Here is a 17,988-nt window from a genome sequence, read left to right on the forward strand (position 1 = left end):
TCGAGCCCGTTCGAATCGCTTCGACTCTGTTCGGGTGATAGCGGCGGCCCCCTGGCCGGTCTAGACCTGTGCGAATGGACGCGCTCCTGGTGATGGACCCCGCGACGTACCGCGCGCACTTCGACGCGTCCCGTACGGAGCGGTTGCGCGGCCTGGTGACGCCGGCCTGGACCGACGACCTCGACTCCCCCGCCGCCCGCGCGCACCTGGCCCGCGCCGAGATCCTGGTGACGTCGTGGGGCGCGCCGCCGCTGACCGCCGACCGCCTCGACGCGGCACCGCGACTGCGCGCCGTCTTCCACGCCGCCGGCAGCGTGCGCGCGCTGGTGACCGACGACCTGTGGCGGCGCGGGATCCCGGTGACCAGCGCCGCCGACGCCAACGCGATCCCGGTCGCCGAGTTCACGCTCGCCGCGATCATCTTCGCCGGCAAGAAGGCGCCGTTCCTCGCGGCCACCCACGAGGGATGGGGCCACCACGCCGGGTTCGGCGACCTGTCGAACCACAATCGGACCATCGGCATCGTCGGCTTCTCCCGGATCGGCCGCCGCGTCGTGCGCCTGCTCGACTGCCTGCACCCCGTGCGGCGCCTCGTCGCGGACCCCTACGCCGACGCCGCGGAGGTCGCCCGGGCCGGCGCCACGCTCGTCCCCTTGAAAACGCTGCTCCGGGAGAGCGACGTCCTGACGCTGCACGCCCCCGAGACCGCCGGCACGCGGGGCATGATCGGCGCCCGGGAACTCGCGCTGCTGCCCGACCACGCGACGGTCGTCAACACGGCGCGGGGCAGCCTCCTCGACACCGCCGCGCTGGTCGACGAGTGCCGCGCCGGCCGGCTGTTCGCGATCCTCGACGTGAGCGAGCCCGAGCCGTTGCCGGCCGATCATCCGTTGCGGGCCCTGCCGAACGTGATGATCACACCGCACCTGGCCGGGTCGCTGGGCTCGGAGATCCTGCGGCTGACCGACTCGACCCTCGACGAGATCGCCCGGTGGCGGGCCGCGCAACCGTTGCGGTTCGCGGTGACCCCGGAGACACTCAGCCTCAGCGCCTAACCACTTGGGGGCCGGGTGTTCCACGTCCAGCGCCAGCAACGACTGATGGAGGAACTGCGCCGCCTCGGCGCCGTGCGCGTCCGTGACCTCGCGCCGCTGCTCGGCGTCAGCGAACTCACCGTGCGGCGCGACCTCACCGCGCTCGCCGAGCGCAACCTGCTCACCAAGGTGCACGGCGGCGCGACCCTGCCGACCCGCCTGGCGCCGCCGCGCCGGCCCACCGTGGCGCCGACCCGGTTCACGATCGGGATGGTGGTGCCGTCGCTGGACTACTACTGGCCGCCGATCGTCACCGGGGCGCGGGCCGCCGCGGGCGCGCTGGGCGTGCACATCCAGTTGCGCGGATCGAGCTACGACCCCGACGAGGACCGGCGCCAGATCACCCGGCTCATCGACGCCGGCCAGGTACAGGGGTTGCTGCTCGCGCCGAGCGTCACGGAGGACGGGGAACTCGCCGGCTGGATCGCGGACCTGCCCGTTCCGACGGTGCTCGTCGAGCGGCAGGCGCCACGGTGGACGGTCACCCGGCGGCACCTGGAATGGGTGCGCAGCGACCACGCGCTCGGCATCGAGATGGCCGTGCGGCACCTGCACCAGCACGGGCACCGGCGGATGGGGCTGGTGCTCTCGCGCGGCAGCCCCACGTCGGAACACCTCGCGACCGGCTGGGAACTCGCCTGTAAAGACCTCGGCGTGCCGGCCGATCTGGTGGTGCGCGAGTCGGTCGGGCTCGACGTGCCCGGCCACCGCGCGATCATCGGGTCCATTGTGGACCGTTGCCGCGCGTCCGGCACCACCGCGCTGATCGTCCACAGCGACCCGGACGCGATGTCGGTGGCCCAGTTCTGCCACGAGCGCGGCATCGACGTCCCCGACGACCTGGCCCTCGTGTCGTACGACGACGAGGTGGCGCACCTGGCCGAGCCGGCGCTCACCGCCGTGCGTCCGCCGAAGAGCCACGTCGGCCGGGTCGCCGTCGAGCTGATGGTGTCGCGGTTGATCGAGGGCAACCGCCGCCCGGCGCAGCGCGTGCTCGTCACCCCGGAGCTGATGATCCGCGGCTCCTCGATCCCCCATCGGGCTCGATAACTGATCGACGTATTGACATGGAACGATTTTTTACGTGAGTGTGTAGCCCACGGTCCATCGAGTCACGGGGGTAACTCATGCGTGCCAAACTCACGGTCGTCCTCGCCCTGCTCTCGTCAGCGGTCTGGATTCCGGCGGCGGCTCCACCCGCCGCGGCGGCCACCGGCAACGATCCGACCTGCGCCACACCGGTCACCGGCACGCCCGCGGGCACCTCGGGTCCGTCGGCGACCGCGCCCGTACTGAACGTCGGCGGTGCCAACGAGCTCGGCACGGTCTGGGATCCGGCCGGCAACAACCAGGGCGCGTTCCCGAGCGCCGCGTCGCACGACACCGTCGCCGCCGACGGCACACCGCGCAAGCAGGTCACGGTCGCGTTCAGCGAGGGGCGCGACGAGGCGTCCGAGAACACGCCACCGGGACAGGTCGTGTCCACCAACGGCGCGGCCACCTTCGACGCGTCGACCTACGGCCACGTTCCCGGCGTGTCGTACACGCGGCTGCGCAGCGGCACGCTGATCGGCTACGGCTTCAAGCCGACCGCCGTCACCTCCGACGGGCTGACGATGACGTTCCCCGTCTACCGGTCCACCGACGACGGCGCGACCTGGACCACCGGCGGCGCCACGGTGCGGGTCGGCGGGACGCTCGTCGGCAGGACGCCCGACGGCTCGGGCCGCATGCACCGCCACCCGATCGAGCTGGCCGACGGCACGATCCTGGTGAGCTACTACGCGACGGTCACCGCGGACACGTCGGGCGGGCGCACGGGTCACCGGTCGATGGTCGCCGCGAGCACCGACGGCGGCACCACGTTCGCGCACCGCGGCGTCATCGCCCGCGACGCCACCGCCGCGAACTCCTACCCGGAGGCCGCGATCGAGCAGCTGCCCGACGGGCGCGTGCTCTCCGTCGTGCGGCACCACTCGTGGAGCGGCTCCAACTGGGACCTCGCCACGCCCCGCCAGAGCGTCTCGGCCGACGGCGGCGCCACCTGGTCGGCGCTGCAGGACGTCGCCGTGTCGTTCCCGAACGGCTACGACTACTACGACGACAACAACAAGAAGCTGCTCGGCGTCGCGCCGTCGCTGACCCGGATGCCGAACGGCATCATGGTGCTCGGCAGCGGCCGGCCCGACAACTGGATCGCCATGTCGACCAACGGCCAGGGCACCGGCTGGGTCGGCGGGCTCACCTACCGGAACTGCCCGACGAGCGGGTACCGGTTCCACGGGTCCACCGGAAACGCCGACCTGGCGGTGATCGAGAGCAACCGGATCGCGCAGTTCGGCGACAACTGCGAGATCACGTGGGCCTGCCCCGCCGCCGACACCGGTTTCACGATCGACAAGCAGAACCGGGTCTGGCGCCGCTACGTCGACGTGCTCACCGCGGACGTCGGAAAGATCGACCTCGCCACGAAGTACCGGCTCGGCCAGGTGTCGGTGGACACCGACCTGACGTGGACCTCGCCGACGCGTCCACGGTCGCGTGTGGACGGTGCCTTCGACGGCAGCACCGAATACTGGTCCAGCGCCGCGCGTTCCGGTGGGGGCGGCAGTTACGTGGTCCGGCTCGACCGGCAGTACAGCCTCACCCGCGTCGGGCTGAGCCTGCGCAACGGGCGGGCGGCCACCGGCCGCGTCTACGCGTCGACCGACGGCGTCAACTGGGGCAGCCCGATCGTCAACGCCACCAACCGGACCCACCTGTCGTTGGAGTACTTCGGGGTCTCGGCGGCGGCCCGCTTCGTCAAGGTCGAGGTGGACCCGTCGGCGTCCTGCGACGCGGAGCTCGGCACGAGTTGCGCGATGCTGAACGAGCTGGAGCTGTACTCGACGGTCAACTCGTTCGAGAACGACCCGATCAACAACCGCCCGCGCGGCTTCACCGAGACGAGCCAGACCTGGGTGACCCGCTCCGGCGTCAACGGCAGCAGCCGTGCCCTGCGGATCAGCGACGGGGCGGCCGACAACCACGCGAAGGTCGTCTGGACCGGCACCGCCGGAACGACGCGGACGCTGGACTTCCGGCTCAACCCGGTGACGCTGCCGAACGGCTTCCTGTTCGACGTCCGCGGAAGGAACTCCGCCGGGTCCACTGTGGACAGCTACCACCTCGCGGTGTTCCCGAACGGCAGCATCGCGCGGTACAACGGCTCCTGGGTCACGCTCACCGGCGCGGGCGTGGTGCCGGTCGGTGGCTGGCGCACGGTGACGGTGCAGGCGTCGACCACCACGGCCACGATCCTGGTGGACGGGCAGGCGGTGGCCACCGGGATTCCGCCGTCGAACGCCTCGACGTCGCTCATCGGCTACACGTTCGCGAGCGCCGGCACGGCACCGGTCGGCGATCAGGTCGTCGTCGACGACGTGTCCTTCTCCTGACGAGCGCGTCCGGCGCCGCGCCCGTACCGTTGAGGGATGCCGGAACTGTCGGACGGAAGTTGGACGCTGATCGGGGTGGTCATCGGCATTCTCGCCGTGGCCACCCTGGTCGGCGCGATCGTGCTCGCGGTGAAAGTGTGGCGCACCCGCAAGATGCTCGACGCCATGGGCGCGGGCGGCAAGTTCGCGTTCTGGGGCTCGATCATCTACACGGTCTTCCCGGTCGACCTGCTCCCCGACCCGGTGTACCTCGACGACATGGGCGTGCTGGCCGCGGCGCTCATCTACATGACGCGGCTCTACCACAAGCACAAGGCCGAGCGGCCGCTACCTGAGTTCGAACGCCGCTAGCACCGCGTCGAGCATGGCCTGCTGCACCGGCGCCGGGTAGGCGTCGGGGTCGGCCGAGGCCAGCGCCGCGGCGCCCTCCACCAACGAGATCAGCGCGAGAGCGACGGTCTCACCCTGTTCGAGACCCGCGGCCGACACCAGCCGGGTGATGCGCTCGCGCCAGGCGCGGTTGTTGGCGCGGTGCAGCGACACCAGGTCCTCGTCGGCGACGGCGGCGGCCAGGAACCCTGTCCACACGACGCTCTCGGCGGTGGTCTCCGCGTCGAGGGCCAACCCCTGGCTCAGCACCGCGCGCAGCGCCTCCCGCGGCGTGGCGGCGCCGGCCTCCAACCGCTCGACCCGCTCCCGCGTGCGCTCGTGCAGCAGGTCGCGGGCGTGCCGCAGCAGCGCCCGGCGGTTCGGGAACCGGTGCATCACCAGCCCCGTGGTGCACCCCGCGGCGGCGGCCACCGCCCGGATCGTCAACCGCTCCAGGCCCTGCCGGGCGAGCACGTCCCACACCGCGCGCGACAGCCGTTCGTCCCGTGTCACGGTCTTGATCGTAACAAGTGTTACGGTAACACTTGTTACGAGGAGGCGGCAGGTGGACTGGATCATCGAAGAGCGGCCGTGGAACGACCCGGCCGGCGTGGCGTTGCGCGCGGCCCAGCGGGCGGAGCTCGACGCCCGCTACGGCAGCGACGACCACGAACCCGGCCCGCCGCCGTCCGGCGACGACGTCTCGTACTTCGTGGTGGCTCAGGACGCCGGCGGCGCGCCGGTCGGCTGTGGCGCCCTCCGCCGGCTCGACGGGTCCAGCGCCGAGGTCAAGCGGATGTACGTCGTACCGGCGGCCCGCGGCACCGGCGTCGCCCGCGCGGTGCTCACCGCGCTGGAGGACGCGGCGAAGGAGCGCGGCTGGACCACGCTGCGCCTGGAGACCGGCACCCTGCAGCCCGACGCCCAGCGCTTCTACCGGCGCGCCGGCTACCACGAGATCCCGCTCTTCGGTAGCTACATCGGGTCGGAGCTGTCGGTCTGTTTCGAGCGGCGGCTGTCGGCCTGATCTCCCGGAAATCTGCCATCCACCCCTGTGACGTGCGCATTCGTCCCGGGGCGGCCGCACGATGAGGAGGTCACCACCGATCACCACCTGCCGGGAGCACCCATAATGCGCGTCCGTACCGCTGTCGTCGTCGCCGCTGCTTGCGGCCTGTTCACCCTGTCCGGTTGCCAGTTCCTCGACAAGGACGAGCCGGCGGCCGCACCCACCCCCGCGGCCTCCTCGTCCGCCAAAGCGACCCCGTCGGGCAAGGCCACGCCGTCGGGCAAGGCCACCGGCAAGACCACCGGCGGCGACCTGCCGAACCCGTGCACGCTCCTCACCAAGGCCGAGGTCAGCACGATCGCCGGCGGCAAGCAGGTCACCCAGGTCGACGAGGACGGCGAGAAGGACGGCGCCGCCACGCGGTACTGCCAGTGGCAGCTCTCCGGCGGTCAACTCGCGATCTTCCTGTCGAAGACCAGCGCTTCGGACTTCAAGCAGGCGCACGCCCAGCACCAGAAGGTCACCGGCGTCGGCGACGAGGCCGCGACCGACTCCGGCCACCTCTACGTCCGCCACGGCGACATCCTCATCGACTCCTACGCGCGGGCCGGCACCGAGGGCGCCTCGACCCAGATGGCCAAGAACGCCGCGCTCAAGGTGATCACCAAACTCTGAGTCCGCCGCACCGGGCGTCCACACCCATCGGGGACGATGGTGACGTGGACGCCCGGTTCTGGTTCGACCCCAGTTGTCCGTACACGTGGGTCACCTCGCGCTGGATGCGCGAGCTCGAACGGCTCGACCTGCTCCGGGTGACCTGGCAGGTGATGAGCCTGTCGGTGCTGAACGAGCACCGTGACGACGATCCCGAGAACGATCCGGAGGGCTACCTGTGGGGCCCGGCCCGCCTGTTCGCGGTGGTGCAGGACCGGTACGGGCCCGACGCGCTGGGCGCGCTCTACGACGTCTTCGGTGCGATGGTCCACGGGAGTGAGGACGGCTGGCGCCCGGCCGGCGACATCCTCACCGCGGCGGGCCTGCCCACCGACCTGGCCGACGTGATGGAGTCGGCCGAGCACGACCCGATCCTGCGCGCGTCGCACGAGGCCGGCGTCAGCCTCGTCGGCACGCACGTCGGCACCCCGATCACGGCGGTCGACCTGCCGGGCGGGCGGCGGGTCGCGTGGTTCGGCCCGGTCATCTCACGCGTCCCGCACGACGACGAGGCGGCCCGGCTGTGGCACGGCACGCTGATGGTCGCGGGCGTCGACGGATTCCACGAACTCAAGGGCCGCCCGCTGGCCTAAGGTGCCCCGTCGACCGCTTTCGTGAGATCGTCGGCCTCGGTGTCGATCTCCTTGCCGTTGACGTACGCGGCCGGCACCGACCTGACCCCGGCCGACTGGGCGGCGCTCGTGGCGTCGCGGACCCAGGTGACCTTCTCCCCCTTGATCACGCACTGCCGGAAGGCGGCGCCCAGCCCGAGCGTCTCGCCGGTGCCGGCGAGCTGCTCGTCGGTGGGGCCGGCGGTGTCCTCAGGCGGCTGGTTGCGCAGCAGGTGGCCGTGCAGCTCCAGCGTCTTGCCACCCTCGTAGGCGCACGCCATGGCCGCCGCCGCGCGGGTCGAGTAGCGGTTCTTGGAGCGGTCGTCGATGAACGCCACCGGGTGGATGGCCAGGGTGATCCGGTTGGACCCGACGTAGCCGGCCAGGGCGCTCTCGGTGCCGGCCTCGAACGTGGCGCACGGCGGGCACTGGTAGTCGACGTAGACGTCCACCTTCACCGGCCCGCTCCCGACCGTGAGCCCGTCGCGCGGCGAGGCGGGCGGCACGGTCGAGCTCGCGCTCGGGCCGGCGGTCTTCTTCGCGTCGTCGTCATCGTCGCCCGACCGCACGATCATGATCGCCGCGAACCCGACCACCACCAGCATCAACACCACCGCGACGCCGGTGATCACCAGGATGTGCGACCGCTGGTTCGACGGCGGCGGCCCCGGCGGATACTGCCCGTACCCGGGCTGCGGGTACCCGAGCTGCTGGTACCCCGGTGGCGGGTACTGCCCGTACCCGGGCTGCGGCTGCTGCCCATACCCCTGCTGCCACCGGTTCGGATCCTCACCACCCGGGTACATCGCACCTCCGCATGCCGGCCGTCGGCGCCATTATGGCCGGGGGACGCACGCGTCAGGGGCGTTCGACGTCCCACGCCAGGATCAGGTCGTCGCCGGCGAGGTAGGCGCACCGGTTCGACAGGCGCAGCGCGTCCACCGAAGGTCCGATATCGACCTGCGCGGACCCGGCGCCGATCGACGGCGCCATCGCGACCACCAGCCGATCGACCAGACCGGCCGCGAGCATCGCGGCGATCACCCCGGCGCCGCCCTCGACCAGCACCGACCGCACGCCTGCGGCGCGCAGGTCGGAAAGGACCGCACCCAGGTCAAGGCCACCCGGACCCGCCGGCACCGCGCGAATTCCGACACCTGACGCGCGCAGCGCCGCCGCCTTCTCCGCATCCATGCCTTCGGTGGTGAAGACGGTGGTGGACGCGTCGTCGGCGAACACCCGAGCGGCGGGTCGGGTACGCAGGTCGGGATCGAGCACCACGCGCAGCGGCGAGGCGCCCGCGACCAGGCGGACGGTCAACTGCGGGTCGTCGCGTTCGATCGTGTCGGCGCCGACGATCACCGCGTCGGACGCCGCCCGCAGCGCGTGCGACACCGGGTCGGCGGCGCGCTCGGCGATCCGGCCGTCGACCGTCTGCGCGTACGAGAGCACGACGTACGGGCGGCCCTCCCGCGGCTCGACGTCGCCCATCAGGCGGTGCACGTCGACCGGCGCCTCGGGCAGTTCGGTGAGCTCGGACCCGACCGGCGCGACGTGGCCCATCCGGTTGGCCTTGGTGTTGAGGTAGCCCGCGTTGCGGTGATGGGCCGACGTCGGGATCGCGGCCATCGTCTCGACCTTGATCCCGTTGGCCCGCAGCCCGTCGGCCTTGGCCGGGTTGTTCGACATCAGCCGCACGGCGCGGACGCCGATCGCGCCGAGCACGTGCGCGGCGTCGGCGTAGTCGCGGAGGTCGGCCGGCAGGCCCAGGCGGAGGTTGGCGTCGACGGTGTCGGCGCCGAAGTCCTGCTCGACGTACGCGCGCAGCTTGTTGACCAGGCCGATCCCCCGGCCCTCCTGGCCGGTGAGGTAGAGCACAACGCCCCGGCCCTCGGCGGCGACCCGCCGGAGCGCGGTCCGCAGTTGCACACCGCAGTCGCACCGCAACGATCCGAGTACGTCGCCGGTGAGGCACTCGGAGTGCAGGCGGGCGAGCACCGGTTCGTCGCCGGTGACGTCACCCTTGATCAGGGCGAGGTACGGGTGCCCCGCGGCGGTCTCGAAGACCCTGGTGAGGAACTCGCCGTACGGCGTGGGGATCACCACGGAACACACGTCGACCGGGGTGCTGTCGGCGTCGCCGTTACGCTGCGACGGCACAACCTCTGGGTGGCTGGTTAGCCGTGGTGGATGAATCATGCGACCGTTACTACCACGTGAACAGACCTTTCGACCATGCGAAGACATAGGGGTTAGTGAATGAAGGCACGCGCGGTGCGATTTACCGCCCCACGCCAGGTCGGCGTCGATGACGTGGTGTTGCCGGAGGTGGAACCGGGCCGGATCATGGTGCGTACCTCTTTCTCCGGCATCAGTTCCGGCACCGAAATGCTGGCGTACCGCGGCGAGCTTGATCCGTCGACGGATCTCGATGAGTCGTTATCCACGCTGTCGGGAAATTTCGGATATCCATTCAGTTACGGGTACAGCTGCGTCGGCATCGTCGAACGGGGTACCACCGATATACCCGCCGGTTCGCCGGTATTCACCTTCCACCCGCACCAGGACCGTCTCGTCGTCGCCGAATCCGATGTCGTGCTTCTGTCACCCGGCGTTTCCCTTCGCGAAGCGACGCTTTTTCCCCTGGTGGAGACCGCGCTGCAACTGACCCTCGACGCCGGCCCGGTGCTGGGGGAAACCGTGGTGGTCACCGGGCTCGGCCCGGTGGGCCTGCTCACGGCGTTGCTGCTCGGCCGGGCCGGCGCGCGGGTGCTGGCCGGCGAGCCGCGCAGTTGGCGACGAGACGTGGCCGCGTCGCTCGGTGTGACGGCCGTCGCGCCCGAGTCGCTCCGGGCGGCCGTCCCCGACGGCGGCGTGCCGCTGCTGGTGGAGTCGTCCGGTGTCCCGGCCGCCCTCGCCGACGGGCTGAGCCTGCTCGCCCACGAGGGCACCGCGCTGGTGGCGTCGTGGTACGGGACCAAGCCGGTGCCGTTGCCGCTCGGCGCGGAGTTCCACCGCCGCCGGCTCACGATCCGCAGCAGCCAGGTGAGCACGATCCCGGCCGCGGCCCAGGGCCGGTGGACGCGCGACCGCCGCCGGGCCGCCGCCGCCGAGCTGTTGGCCGAGCTCCCGTTGGCAGCCCTGGCCACGACCGAATATCCGCTTGATGACGCGGCGTCGGCGTATGCGTCGATTGACCGGGGAGACCCCGGCCTGATCCACGTGGCACTGCGATATGAATAGGTCCATGTTCGAAACTGGTACGTCCGCCACGGTCCGCTCGTTCCACGTCATGCCCGGCATGCCGCCGCCCGAGGGCGAGCGCCACTCCCACGACTACCGGTTCGACGTCGTCGTGACGCGCGACCAACTCGACGAGCGCGGCATGGTCGTCGACCTCGACGTGCTCGACGACGCGCTCGGCGACCTGGTGCGCCGCCTCGACGACGCCGACCTCGACGCGATCGTGGCGCCCGACATGGGCGTCGAGGCGGTCACCGTCGAGGTGTTCGCCCAGTGGGTGCACGCGCAGCTGGCGAAGGCCCTCTCGGGCGGCGTCGTGCTCGGGGTGCGGGTGTTCGAGAACGCGATCGCGTTCGGCGGTTACCGGGCACCGCTCGCGTGACGTTCACCGTCTCGCTCGTCACAGTCGGCGACCCGGACACGATGACCGGGGGTTATCTCTATCACCGCCGGGTCGCCGACCGGGCCGCCACAAACGACGCACGAATCGACTTCCGGTCGCTGCCGACGTCGCGGTTCCCGCTGCCCCTGCTGGCCGGGCGGTCCCTGATGGCCCGCATCCGCCGCGAGCAGCCCGACGTCGTCCTGCTCGACAGCATCGCGGCCGCGTTCGTAGGCCCGTGGCTCGGTGCCGGTGCCCGCGCTGCTGGCTCTGGCGCCGCTGGCCCTGGCGCCGCTGGCCCTGGCGCCGCTGGCCCTGGCGCCGCTGGCCCTCGCGCCTTTGGCGCCGGTGCCGGTGCCGCCGGTGGCCCAGGCGCCGGTGCGCGTGGCGCCGGTGCCGCCGGTGCTCGTGCCGGTGCGTTGCCGCCGGTCGTCGCGATCCTGCACCAGCCGCCGGGCGGCATCGACCACGGCGGCCTGCGCCGGTCGCTCCAGGCCCGGCTCGACCGGACGGCCTACCGGCACGTGTCGCGGCTGCTCGTGGCCAGCGCCGACCTCGCCGACACGCTGCGCGCCGGCGGGCTGCCCGGCGACCTGATGCGGGTGGTGCCGCCGGGCCGGGACCCGGCGTCCTCGGCCGTGATCGACCCGGGCGACCTGCGCGCCGGCCGTCGCGCCGCGGTCCTGTCCGTGGGCAACTGGGTGGCCCGCAAGGGGCTGCTCGACCTGCTGGAGGCGCTCGCGTCGCTGCCGGCGGACGCCGCCACCCTGCACCTGCTCGGCGACGACGCCGTGGAGCCGGCGTACGCGTCCCGGGTCCGCGAGCGGATGGCCGCACCGGATCTCGCCGGCCGGGTGGTGGCGCACGGCGTGAAGACGCCGGGCGAGGTGGTCGGGTTCTACCGGGCCGCCGACGTGTTCGCGCTGGCGAGCCTGCGGGAGCCGTACGGCACGGTGTACGGCGAGGCGATGACCGAGGGGCTGCCCGTGGTCGGCTGGGACGCCGGCAACCTGCCGCACCTGGCACGGAACGGCGTCGAAGGGCTGGCCGTACCTCCCGGTGACGTGCCCGCGCTGGCCGAGGCCCTGCGGTCCCTGACGCTCGACGAACCCGTGCGTCGGCGGATGGCGGCCGCGGCGAAGCTGCGGGCATCCGAGTTCCCGACCTGGGACGACACCGCCCGCATGGTGTTCGACGAGCTGCGGGATGTAGTGAAGGAGGCCCAGTGAAGTTCGAGGCCGTGCTGTTCGACGCCGGTGACACGCTGATCCGCCTGTGCGGCAACGGCGAGTCGCTCCTGCACCGGGCGGCGGCGACCCTCGGGTGCGACCCGCTCGACCCGGCCGAGGTCGCCGGCGTGTGGCAACGCGTGCTCGACCGCAGCGGCACCGCCGAGGAACTCGCCAAGGGCCGCGACCTGTCCACCACGAAGCACCGCGAAGTGTGGATCTCGCTGTACGAGGCGGCCGGCTGCGAGAGCCTGGCACCGGGCCTCAGCACCGGGTTGTACGAGCTGACCGTCGACGCGGCGTCGTGGGAGGCGTTCCCCGACACGGTTCCGACGCTCGCCGCCCTGCGCGACCGCGGCCTGCGCGTCGGCATCGTCAGCGACACCGGCTTCGACCTGCGCCCGGCCCTGGACCGGTTGGGGCTCTCGCCCTACGTCGACGCGGTGGTGATGTCGTACGAGTACGGCGTCTGCAAGCCGGCCACCAAGGTGTTCCTGGCCGCCTGCGACAAGCTCCGGGTGGACCCGGAACGGACGCTCATGGTGGGCGACAACCCGCTGACCGACTCCGGCGGCGTGGCCGCCGGGATGTGCGTCTTCCTGCTACCGCGCCCCGCCCGCACCGGCCCCCGCGGCCTCGAACACGTCCTGTCGCTCGTCTGAGGAGGGCGCGAGCTCGCCGATGCGGTCGTCGAGCGGCCGGAGCTGGGCGCTGTTCCACAGCCAGGCGACGTCGCGGCCGAACGACCAGCACAGCGTCAGCAGCGACAGCGCGACCACCACACCCGAGATCTTGCCCGGCAGCAGGCCCGAGCCCGCCACCACCAGCGCGACCCCCTGCAGCGCGGCGACCGTCTTGCGCGAGTACCGCACCGGCAGCGCCGCCCGCAGCCAGATCATCACCCACGACGCCGCGACGAAGACGTACCGCAGCGCGCCGATCGCCAGCACCCACCCGCCGAGGAACTGGGCGACGAACACGCTCAGCACGAGGATGAGGAACGCGTCGACCTCCATGTCGAAGCGGGCGCCCAGCGCCGTGCTCGACCCGGTGCGCCGGGCGACGAAGCCGTCGGCCGCGTCGAGCACCAACGCCACGCTGGCCAGGACCGCCAGCGCCGTCACCGGCACCGCCCGGCCCGCCGTGTCGGCCACGATCGCGGCCACCCCGCCGACGAACGTCGCCCGCGTGAGGGTGACGGCGTTCGCCGGGCCGAAGGTCCGCGCGCCGCTGCTGTGCAGCGCCCGGCACAGCAGCGCCCACACGGCGACGCCGTACGCGCCGCCCGCGAGCCAGCCGATCACGCCGAGGCCCATGGTCGACGCCAGCGCACCGAGCACGGCGAACTGGGCGAACAGGCCGACGGTCGGCACCCGGTACGGGGCGAATGCCACCATCCAGTCACCGAATGTGACTGACGGCTCGTACCGGTACGGGACGTCTGCGGGGCTGCGTAGCGTTGTCACGGCGGGTAGTACGGCCCAATTCGTTCTTCGGTTCAGCCGATGCGTCGGTCTTGTGGAAGACATATCAGTTCAGCCACGTGGTGAACCGTTCACGGGCCCGTCCCGTACAAGTCGACATGGCGATCGCGAAGGCACCCCGATACAGCTCGACCTGGCTTGAGCTGCGCGAGGCCGCTGACGCGGAGGCCCGCGCGGCGGACCTCGCCGAGCAGGTCAGCCGCCTCCTGGCGGGCACCGCTCCCCTGGTCGTCCACGACCTCGGATGCGGCACCGGCTCGATGGCGCGCTGGCTCAGCCCGCGCCTCCCCGGCCCGCAACACTGGATGCTCCACGACCGCGACCCGGACCTCCTGAACCTCGCCACAGAGAACCTCCTTGCCGCTGGGATCCCCGCCAAACCCGTTCTGGGCGATCTGACCGCGATCACCGCGGCCGATCTCGCCGGCGGCTCGCTGGTGACCGCGTCGGCACTGCTCGACCTCCTCACCCTCGACGACATGGACGCGCTGGCCCGGGCGTGCACCACCGCCGGCGTCCCCGCGCTCCTCACGCTCACGGTCGTCGGCCGGATCGACCTGCTGCCGTGGGAGCCGCTGGACAACGTCCTCTGCGACGCGTTCAACGACCACCTCCGTGGCGGCGCCCACCCGGCCGAGGGCGCGCGGCGTCCCCTCGGCCCCGGATCCGCCGACGCGGCGGCCGAGGCGTTCCGCCGCCACGGCGCGACCGTGCTGGTCCGGGAGACCCCGTGGCGACTCGGCGCCGCCCGTTCCGACCTGATCGCCGAGTGGCTCAACGGCTTCGTCCCCGCCGCCGCCAGGCAGCTACCGGGCGGCGGCAGCGACCTCGACAACTGCGTCGACTCGTACCTGGCCCGCCGGCTCGAACAGGCCGCGGCCGGCGAGTTGCGGGTCACGGTGGAGCACGTCGACCTCCTGGCCATCCCCGGTGGTGCCCGGTGAAGAAGATCGTCTGGGCCTGGGTCCGGATGCTGGTCGGCATCGGCATCCTCCTTCTGCTCGTGCACCGCCTCGGCGAGGGCGCCTTCCTCGACGGGCTGCGCGTCATCGAACCCACCACGCTGCTCGCCGCCATCGGCATCGGCGCGCTGACCACCGTGTTCAGCGCCTGGCGGTGGTGCCTGGCCGCCCGCGGCATCGGCATCGCCCTGCCGATGCGCACCGCCGTCGCGGACTACTACCAGTCGCTCTTCCTCAACGCGACCCTGCCCGGCGGCCTGCTCGGCGACGTGAACCGCGCCGTGCAGAACGGCCGCAACACCGGCAGCGTCGGCCGCGGCATCCGCGCCGTGGTGCTCGAACGCGCCGCCGGCCAGATCACGCTGTTCGTCGTCGGCGCGGTGGCGCTCGTCGCGTACCCGTCGGCCGTGCTCACGGCGTCTCACCAGGGTCTTGCCGTGAGCCCCACCGTGCCGGCGGTCGCCGGCGGCGCGCTCCTCGCGGCGGCCTTCGCGGTGGTCCGGGCCGCCCGCCGCCCCGACTCGCGCGTCGGTCGCGCGCTCCGCGCCATGACGTCGGACGTACGGCGCGGACTGCTCGCCCGCGGCACGTGGCCCGGCGTGGTGGTGTCGTCGGTGATCATCATCGGCGGACACCTGGCGACCTTCCTGCTCGCCGCCCGCGCGGCCGGCGCCACCGCGTCGCCGCTGAAACTGCTGCCGTTCGCGGTGCTCGCGCTGGTGGCGATGACGCTGCCCCTGAGCATCGGCGGCTGGGGACCCCGCGAAGGTGTGACCGCGTGGGCCTTCGGCGCCGCCGGCCTCGGCGCGACCGAGGGCCTGACGACGGCCGTGGTGTACGGGCTGTTCGCGTTCGCGGCGGCCATGCCCGGCGTCGCGGTTCTCCTGGTGCGCTGGGCCGCACGGCTTCGCCAGGCCCCGGCCGCCACTCCCGCCGCTCTTGCCGACTCAGCTGCCCTCGAATCAGCCGCCCTCGAATCAGCCGCCGTTCACGAGGATCGCCTGGCCGTTGATTCCCGTGTTGGCCGCGGAGCCGAGGTAGACGATCGCGGCCGCGACCTCGTCGCCGTGTAACAGCCGACCGATCGGGTGCCGCTGGGCGTACTCCGGCGGCACCGAGTCGACGATGTGCGTGTTGGTCTCCGTCCTGGTCAGCCCGGGAATGACCACGTTGGACAGGATGTCGCCGTCGCGGCCGAGGCTGAACGCGGCCGAGCGGCTGAACCCGTGCAGCGCGGCCTTGGCGGCGCCGTAGTACTCGCCGCCGGTCATCCCCTCGGTCGCGATCGACGACGAGACGTGCACCAGCCGTCCCCACCGCCGTCGCCGCAGGTGCGGCGCGACCGACCGGCTCAGCCGCAGCGCCCCCTCGACGTTGTCGCGCACCACGGCCTGCCACGCCTCGTCGGGCGCGTCTTCGAACGAACCCGTCGTGTCGGGCGCGGTGGCACCCCAGCGCACGGCGTTGTTCACCAGCACGTCGATCCGTCCCGACCAGGCCAGCACAGCCTCGACCAGCGCCGGCGCCGACGCGGCGTCGCCGAGATCGAACCGGGCCGCCATCGCCTTGGTTCCGTGGTCGGCCGCGAGCTTTTCGGCCGCGCCGCGCGCGTTCTCGGCCGACGAGTGGTACGTGAGCACCACGTCGGCGCCTTCGGCGGCGAACCGGCGGGCGATGTGCCGGCCGATACCGCCCGACGCACCGGTGACGATCACCGTGCGCCCCTCCAGACCCAGATCCATGTCCGCTCCTCGCGTTGTCGTCCGGACCACCATGTCCGAGCTCCGGAGCGGTAGGGAGGCCGCGCTCATCCTGGCCTTGACAGGGCCACGACGACGGCCGGCGGCGCTTGTAGGGTCGGCATATGCACGAGTTGGGACAGTTCCTGCGTGCCCGCCGGGAGGGGACGACACCGGAGTCGGTCGGGCTGCCGTCCGGGGTGCGGCGGCGCACGCCCGGGCTGCGCCGGTCCGAGGTCGCCACGCTCGCCGGCGTCAGCGTCGAATACCTCACCCGGCTGGAGCAGGGGCGCGACCATAACCCGTCGGCGCAGGTGCTCGGCGCCCTCGCCGACGCGCTGCGGTTCACCGCCGCCGAGCGGGTGCACCTGCGGTATCTCGGCAAGGCGAGTGCCGGGATGATCTGTCCGAACGGCTCGTCGCCGGCGGTGGAGGTCCGGCCGACGGTGCGGGCGCTGCTCGAGCGGCTCGAGCCCGCGCCGGCGGTGGTGCTCAACCGGCTGGGTTACGTCCTTGCCCACACCGTCGGCTACGAGCGGCTCGTCGGGCCGATCGGTGTGCTCGACGGCCACTGGCCCAACCTGATCCGGTTCACGTTCGCCGACCCCGAAGCCCGCTCCGCCTACCCCGACTGGGAACGGGTCGCCGCCGAGCACGTCGCCCAGCTGAAGTCCGAGGTGCGACGCGGCGACCAGCACGCCCTGGAACTCGTCGACGACCTGATCGTGATCGCGGGAACCGCGTTCACCGAACGGATGGAGCGCCCGAGCGGTCCGCCGACGCGCACCGGGGTCGACCGGCTGGTGCACCCGCAGGAGGGCGAACTGCGGCTCGCCTACGAGACCCTCGACCTCCCCGACGCCGACGAGCAGCGGCTGATCGTCTACCTCCCGGCCGACGAGGCGACGTCCGCCGCCCTCGACCGCCTGGCGGGCCGCCGCCCCGGAGCGCTCCGCGCGGTGCCCCGCTCCGCCTAGCGTCGACGTTCATGATCCGAAGGTCACGCCGCGCCGTAGGCGGTCAGCGTGCACCAGGCGACGTACTCGGCCGGGCTCTCCGAACCCACCGTCGAGCGGGCCTCGTACAGGGCCTCGGCCAGCGGGAGGCCCCGGGCGATCCCCCGATGCAGGGCGATCATCGAGTCGACACAGGCCCCGTCGGGGACGGGGAGGCCGGCCGCCACGACGCCGGCTGTTCCTCTGGCCATCATCGCGCTGACGAAGCCGAGCACCTCGCCGCCCTCGTAGCTGCGCTCGACGCCCGAGTCGCAGGCGGCCATGATCACGCGGTGCGGGGCGACGCCGCGGGCGAACATCTCGTGCAGGGTCAGCGCACCGTCGCTGAGTTCGAGGGCGGAGAACAGGGGGTTGTCGGACCGGAGGCGGCCGTGGCAGGCGAGGTGGGCGAGATCGGCGTTACGCACCAGCCCGATCGTCGCCTCGACCGTGCTGTCGCCGGGCACGAGCGGGATGGCACCGACATGGATCGAACTCAACGCGGCGACCTCGCGGGCGGCACCGGGCAGGCCGGGCCCGGCCACCAGAGCGACCCGCTCCGGCGCCGGCCGAGTCGTCGGCCGGGCGGCCGGCTGGCCGGCCGCCCGGGCCGCCGGCCAGCTTGCCGGCTGGGCTGAGGGCTGGGCTGAGGGCTGGGCTGAGGGCTGGGCTGAGGGCTGGGCTGAGGGCTGGGCTGAGGGCTGGGCTGAGGGCTGGGCT

Annotated in this window: 20 protein-coding genes; 14 read left to right on the forward strand and 6 right to left on the reverse strand. The window is 72.5% G+C overall.

Annotated elements, in window-relative coordinates:
* The first annotated feature begins 74 nt into the window (after positions 1–74).
* From Vau01_RS16130 to Vau01_RS16145, 4 genes are all read left to right on the forward strand, one after another.
* Positions 75–1,055, forward strand: coding sequence for a hydroxyacid dehydrogenase (locus tag Vau01_RS16130; RefSeq protein ID WP_203992970.1), 981 nt, complete (start codon positions 75–77; stop codon positions 1,053–1,055).
* Between the two features lie 15 nt (positions 1,056–1,070).
* Complete coding sequence (locus Vau01_RS16135; protein ID WP_239151618.1) at positions 1,071–2,144, forward strand: substrate-binding domain-containing protein; 1,074 nt, start codon at positions 1,071–1,073, stop codon at positions 2,142–2,144.
* A 77-nt stretch (positions 2,145–2,221) separates the two neighbouring features.
* On the forward strand, positions 2,222–4,531 hold the full coding sequence (locus tag Vau01_RS16140) for an exo-alpha-sialidase (RefSeq protein ID WP_203992972.1): 2,310 nt from the start codon (positions 2,222–2,224) through the stop codon (positions 4,529–4,531).
* Positions 4,532–4,567: 36 nt separating this feature from the next.
* Positions 4,568–4,882, forward strand: coding sequence for a YkvA family protein (locus Vau01_RS16145; protein WP_239151619.1), 315 nt, complete (start codon positions 4,568–4,570; stop codon positions 4,880–4,882).
* Here Vau01_RS16145 and Vau01_RS16150 read toward each other — a convergent pair.
* Positions 4,859–5,479 carry a TetR/AcrR family transcriptional regulator gene (locus tag Vau01_RS16150; protein WP_203992975.1) on the reverse strand — a complete coding sequence of 207 codons (621 nt, stop codon included), beginning with the start codon at positions 5,477–5,479 and terminating at the stop codon, positions 4,859–4,861. The genes Vau01_RS16145 and Vau01_RS16150 overlap by 24 nt on opposite strands.
* Here Vau01_RS16150 and Vau01_RS16155 point away from each other — a divergent pair.
* From Vau01_RS16155 to Vau01_RS16165, 3 genes are all read left to right on the forward strand, one after another.
* Positions 5,466–5,927, forward strand: a complete 462-nt coding sequence (locus Vau01_RS16155) for a GNAT family N-acetyltransferase (protein ID WP_203992978.1) — start codon at positions 5,466–5,468, stop codon at positions 5,925–5,927. The genes Vau01_RS16150 and Vau01_RS16155 overlap by 14 nt on opposite strands.
* Before the next feature lie 105 nt (positions 5,928–6,032).
* Entirely contained in the window at positions 6,033–6,584 is a 552-nt protein-coding gene (locus Vau01_RS16160; RefSeq protein WP_203992980.1) for a DUF3558 family protein, read from the forward strand.
* A 44-nt stretch (positions 6,585–6,628) separates the two neighbouring features.
* The gene (locus tag Vau01_RS16165; protein WP_203992983.1) at positions 6,629–7,216 is read left to right on the forward strand and encodes a mycothiol-dependent nitroreductase Rv2466c family protein; all 588 of its coding nucleotides are present in this window, start codon (positions 6,629–6,631) and stop codon (positions 7,214–7,216) included.
* Here the strand turns inward: Vau01_RS16165 and Vau01_RS16170 are convergent.
* Both Vau01_RS16170 and ribA read right to left on the reverse strand, forming a co-directional pair.
* Positions 7,213–8,040 carry a DsbA family protein gene (locus Vau01_RS16170; protein WP_203992985.1) on the reverse strand — a complete coding sequence of 276 codons (828 nt, stop codon included), beginning with the start codon at positions 8,038–8,040 and terminating at the stop codon, positions 7,213–7,215. The genes Vau01_RS16165 and Vau01_RS16170 overlap by 4 nt on opposite strands.
* 52 nt (positions 8,041–8,092) lie before the next feature.
* Positions 8,093–9,394: a GTP cyclohydrolase II gene (gene ribA, locus Vau01_RS16175; RefSeq protein ID WP_239151621.1), complete on the reverse strand. Its 1,302-nt coding sequence runs from the start codon at positions 9,392–9,394 to the stop codon at positions 8,093–8,095.
* Positions 9,395–9,493: 99 nt separating this feature from the next.
* On the opposite strand from ribA, the gene Vau01_RS16180 reads away from it, so the two are divergent.
* Genes Vau01_RS16180 through Vau01_RS16195 form a run of 4 tightly spaced genes read left to right on the forward strand, consistent with a single transcriptional unit; the run spans position 9,494 to position 12,750 of the window.
* Positions 9,494–10,477, forward strand: a complete 984-nt coding sequence (locus tag Vau01_RS16180) for a zinc-dependent alcohol dehydrogenase (protein WP_203992990.1) — start codon at positions 9,494–9,496, stop codon at positions 10,475–10,477.
* A 4-nt stretch (positions 10,478–10,481) separates the two neighbouring features.
* A complete protein-coding gene (locus tag Vau01_RS16185) occupies positions 10,482–10,859 on the forward strand; it encodes a 6-pyruvoyl trahydropterin synthase family protein (protein ID WP_203992992.1) in 378 nt (125 codons plus the stop codon).
* A complete protein-coding gene (locus Vau01_RS16190) occupies positions 10,856–12,088 on the forward strand; it encodes a glycosyltransferase (RefSeq protein WP_203992994.1) in 1,233 nt (410 codons plus the stop codon). The genes Vau01_RS16185 and Vau01_RS16190 overlap by 4 nt, the downstream gene beginning before the upstream one ends.
* The gene (locus Vau01_RS16195) at positions 12,085–12,750 is read left to right on the forward strand and encodes an HAD family hydrolase (RefSeq protein WP_203992996.1); all 666 of its coding nucleotides are present in this window, start codon (positions 12,085–12,087) and stop codon (positions 12,748–12,750) included. The genes Vau01_RS16190 and Vau01_RS16195 overlap by 4 nt, the downstream gene beginning before the upstream one ends.
* On the opposite strand, the gene Vau01_RS16200 is transcribed toward Vau01_RS16195, so the two are convergent.
* On the reverse strand, positions 12,691–13,485 hold the full coding sequence (locus Vau01_RS16200; RefSeq protein ID WP_203992998.1) for a CDP-alcohol phosphatidyltransferase family protein: 795 nt from the start codon (positions 13,483–13,485) through the stop codon (positions 12,691–12,693). The genes Vau01_RS16195 and Vau01_RS16200 overlap by 60 nt on opposite strands.
* Positions 13,486–13,670: 185 nt before the next feature.
* On the opposite strand from Vau01_RS16200, the gene Vau01_RS16205 reads away from it, so the two are divergent.
* Positions 13,671–14,516 carry a class I SAM-dependent methyltransferase gene (locus tag Vau01_RS16205; protein WP_203993000.1) on the forward strand — a complete coding sequence of 282 codons (846 nt, stop codon included), beginning with the start codon at positions 13,671–13,673 and terminating at the stop codon, positions 14,514–14,516.
* 26 nt (positions 14,517–14,542) lie between these two features.
* Positions 14,543–15,607 carry a lysylphosphatidylglycerol synthase transmembrane domain-containing protein gene (locus Vau01_RS16210; RefSeq protein ID WP_203993030.1) on the forward strand — a complete coding sequence of 355 codons (1,065 nt, stop codon included), beginning with the start codon at positions 14,543–14,545 and terminating at the stop codon, positions 15,605–15,607.
* Here the strand turns inward: Vau01_RS16210 and Vau01_RS16215 are convergent.
* Positions 15,512–16,276, reverse strand: a complete 765-nt coding sequence (locus tag Vau01_RS16215) for an SDR family NAD(P)-dependent oxidoreductase (protein ID WP_203993002.1) — start codon at positions 16,274–16,276, stop codon at positions 15,512–15,514. The genes Vau01_RS16210 and Vau01_RS16215 overlap by 96 nt on opposite strands.
* Before the next feature lie 122 nt (positions 16,277–16,398).
* Between Vau01_RS16215 and Vau01_RS16220 the strand changes: the two genes are divergently transcribed.
* Positions 16,399–17,250: a helix-turn-helix transcriptional regulator gene (locus Vau01_RS16220; RefSeq protein WP_203993005.1), complete on the forward strand. Its 852-nt coding sequence runs from the start codon at positions 16,399–16,401 to the stop codon at positions 17,248–17,250.
* 23 nt (positions 17,251–17,273) lie between these two features.
* Here the strand turns inward: Vau01_RS16220 and Vau01_RS16225 are convergent.
* Positions 17,274–17,988: CHAT domain-containing protein (locus tag Vau01_RS16225; RefSeq protein WP_203993007.1), on the reverse strand; the 715-nt coding region annotated here is incomplete at its 5' end.

Source organism: Virgisporangium aurantiacum (assembly GCF_016863635.1).
GTDB lineage: Bacteria > Actinomycetota > Actinomycetes > Mycobacteriales > Micromonosporaceae > Virgisporangium > Virgisporangium aurantiacum.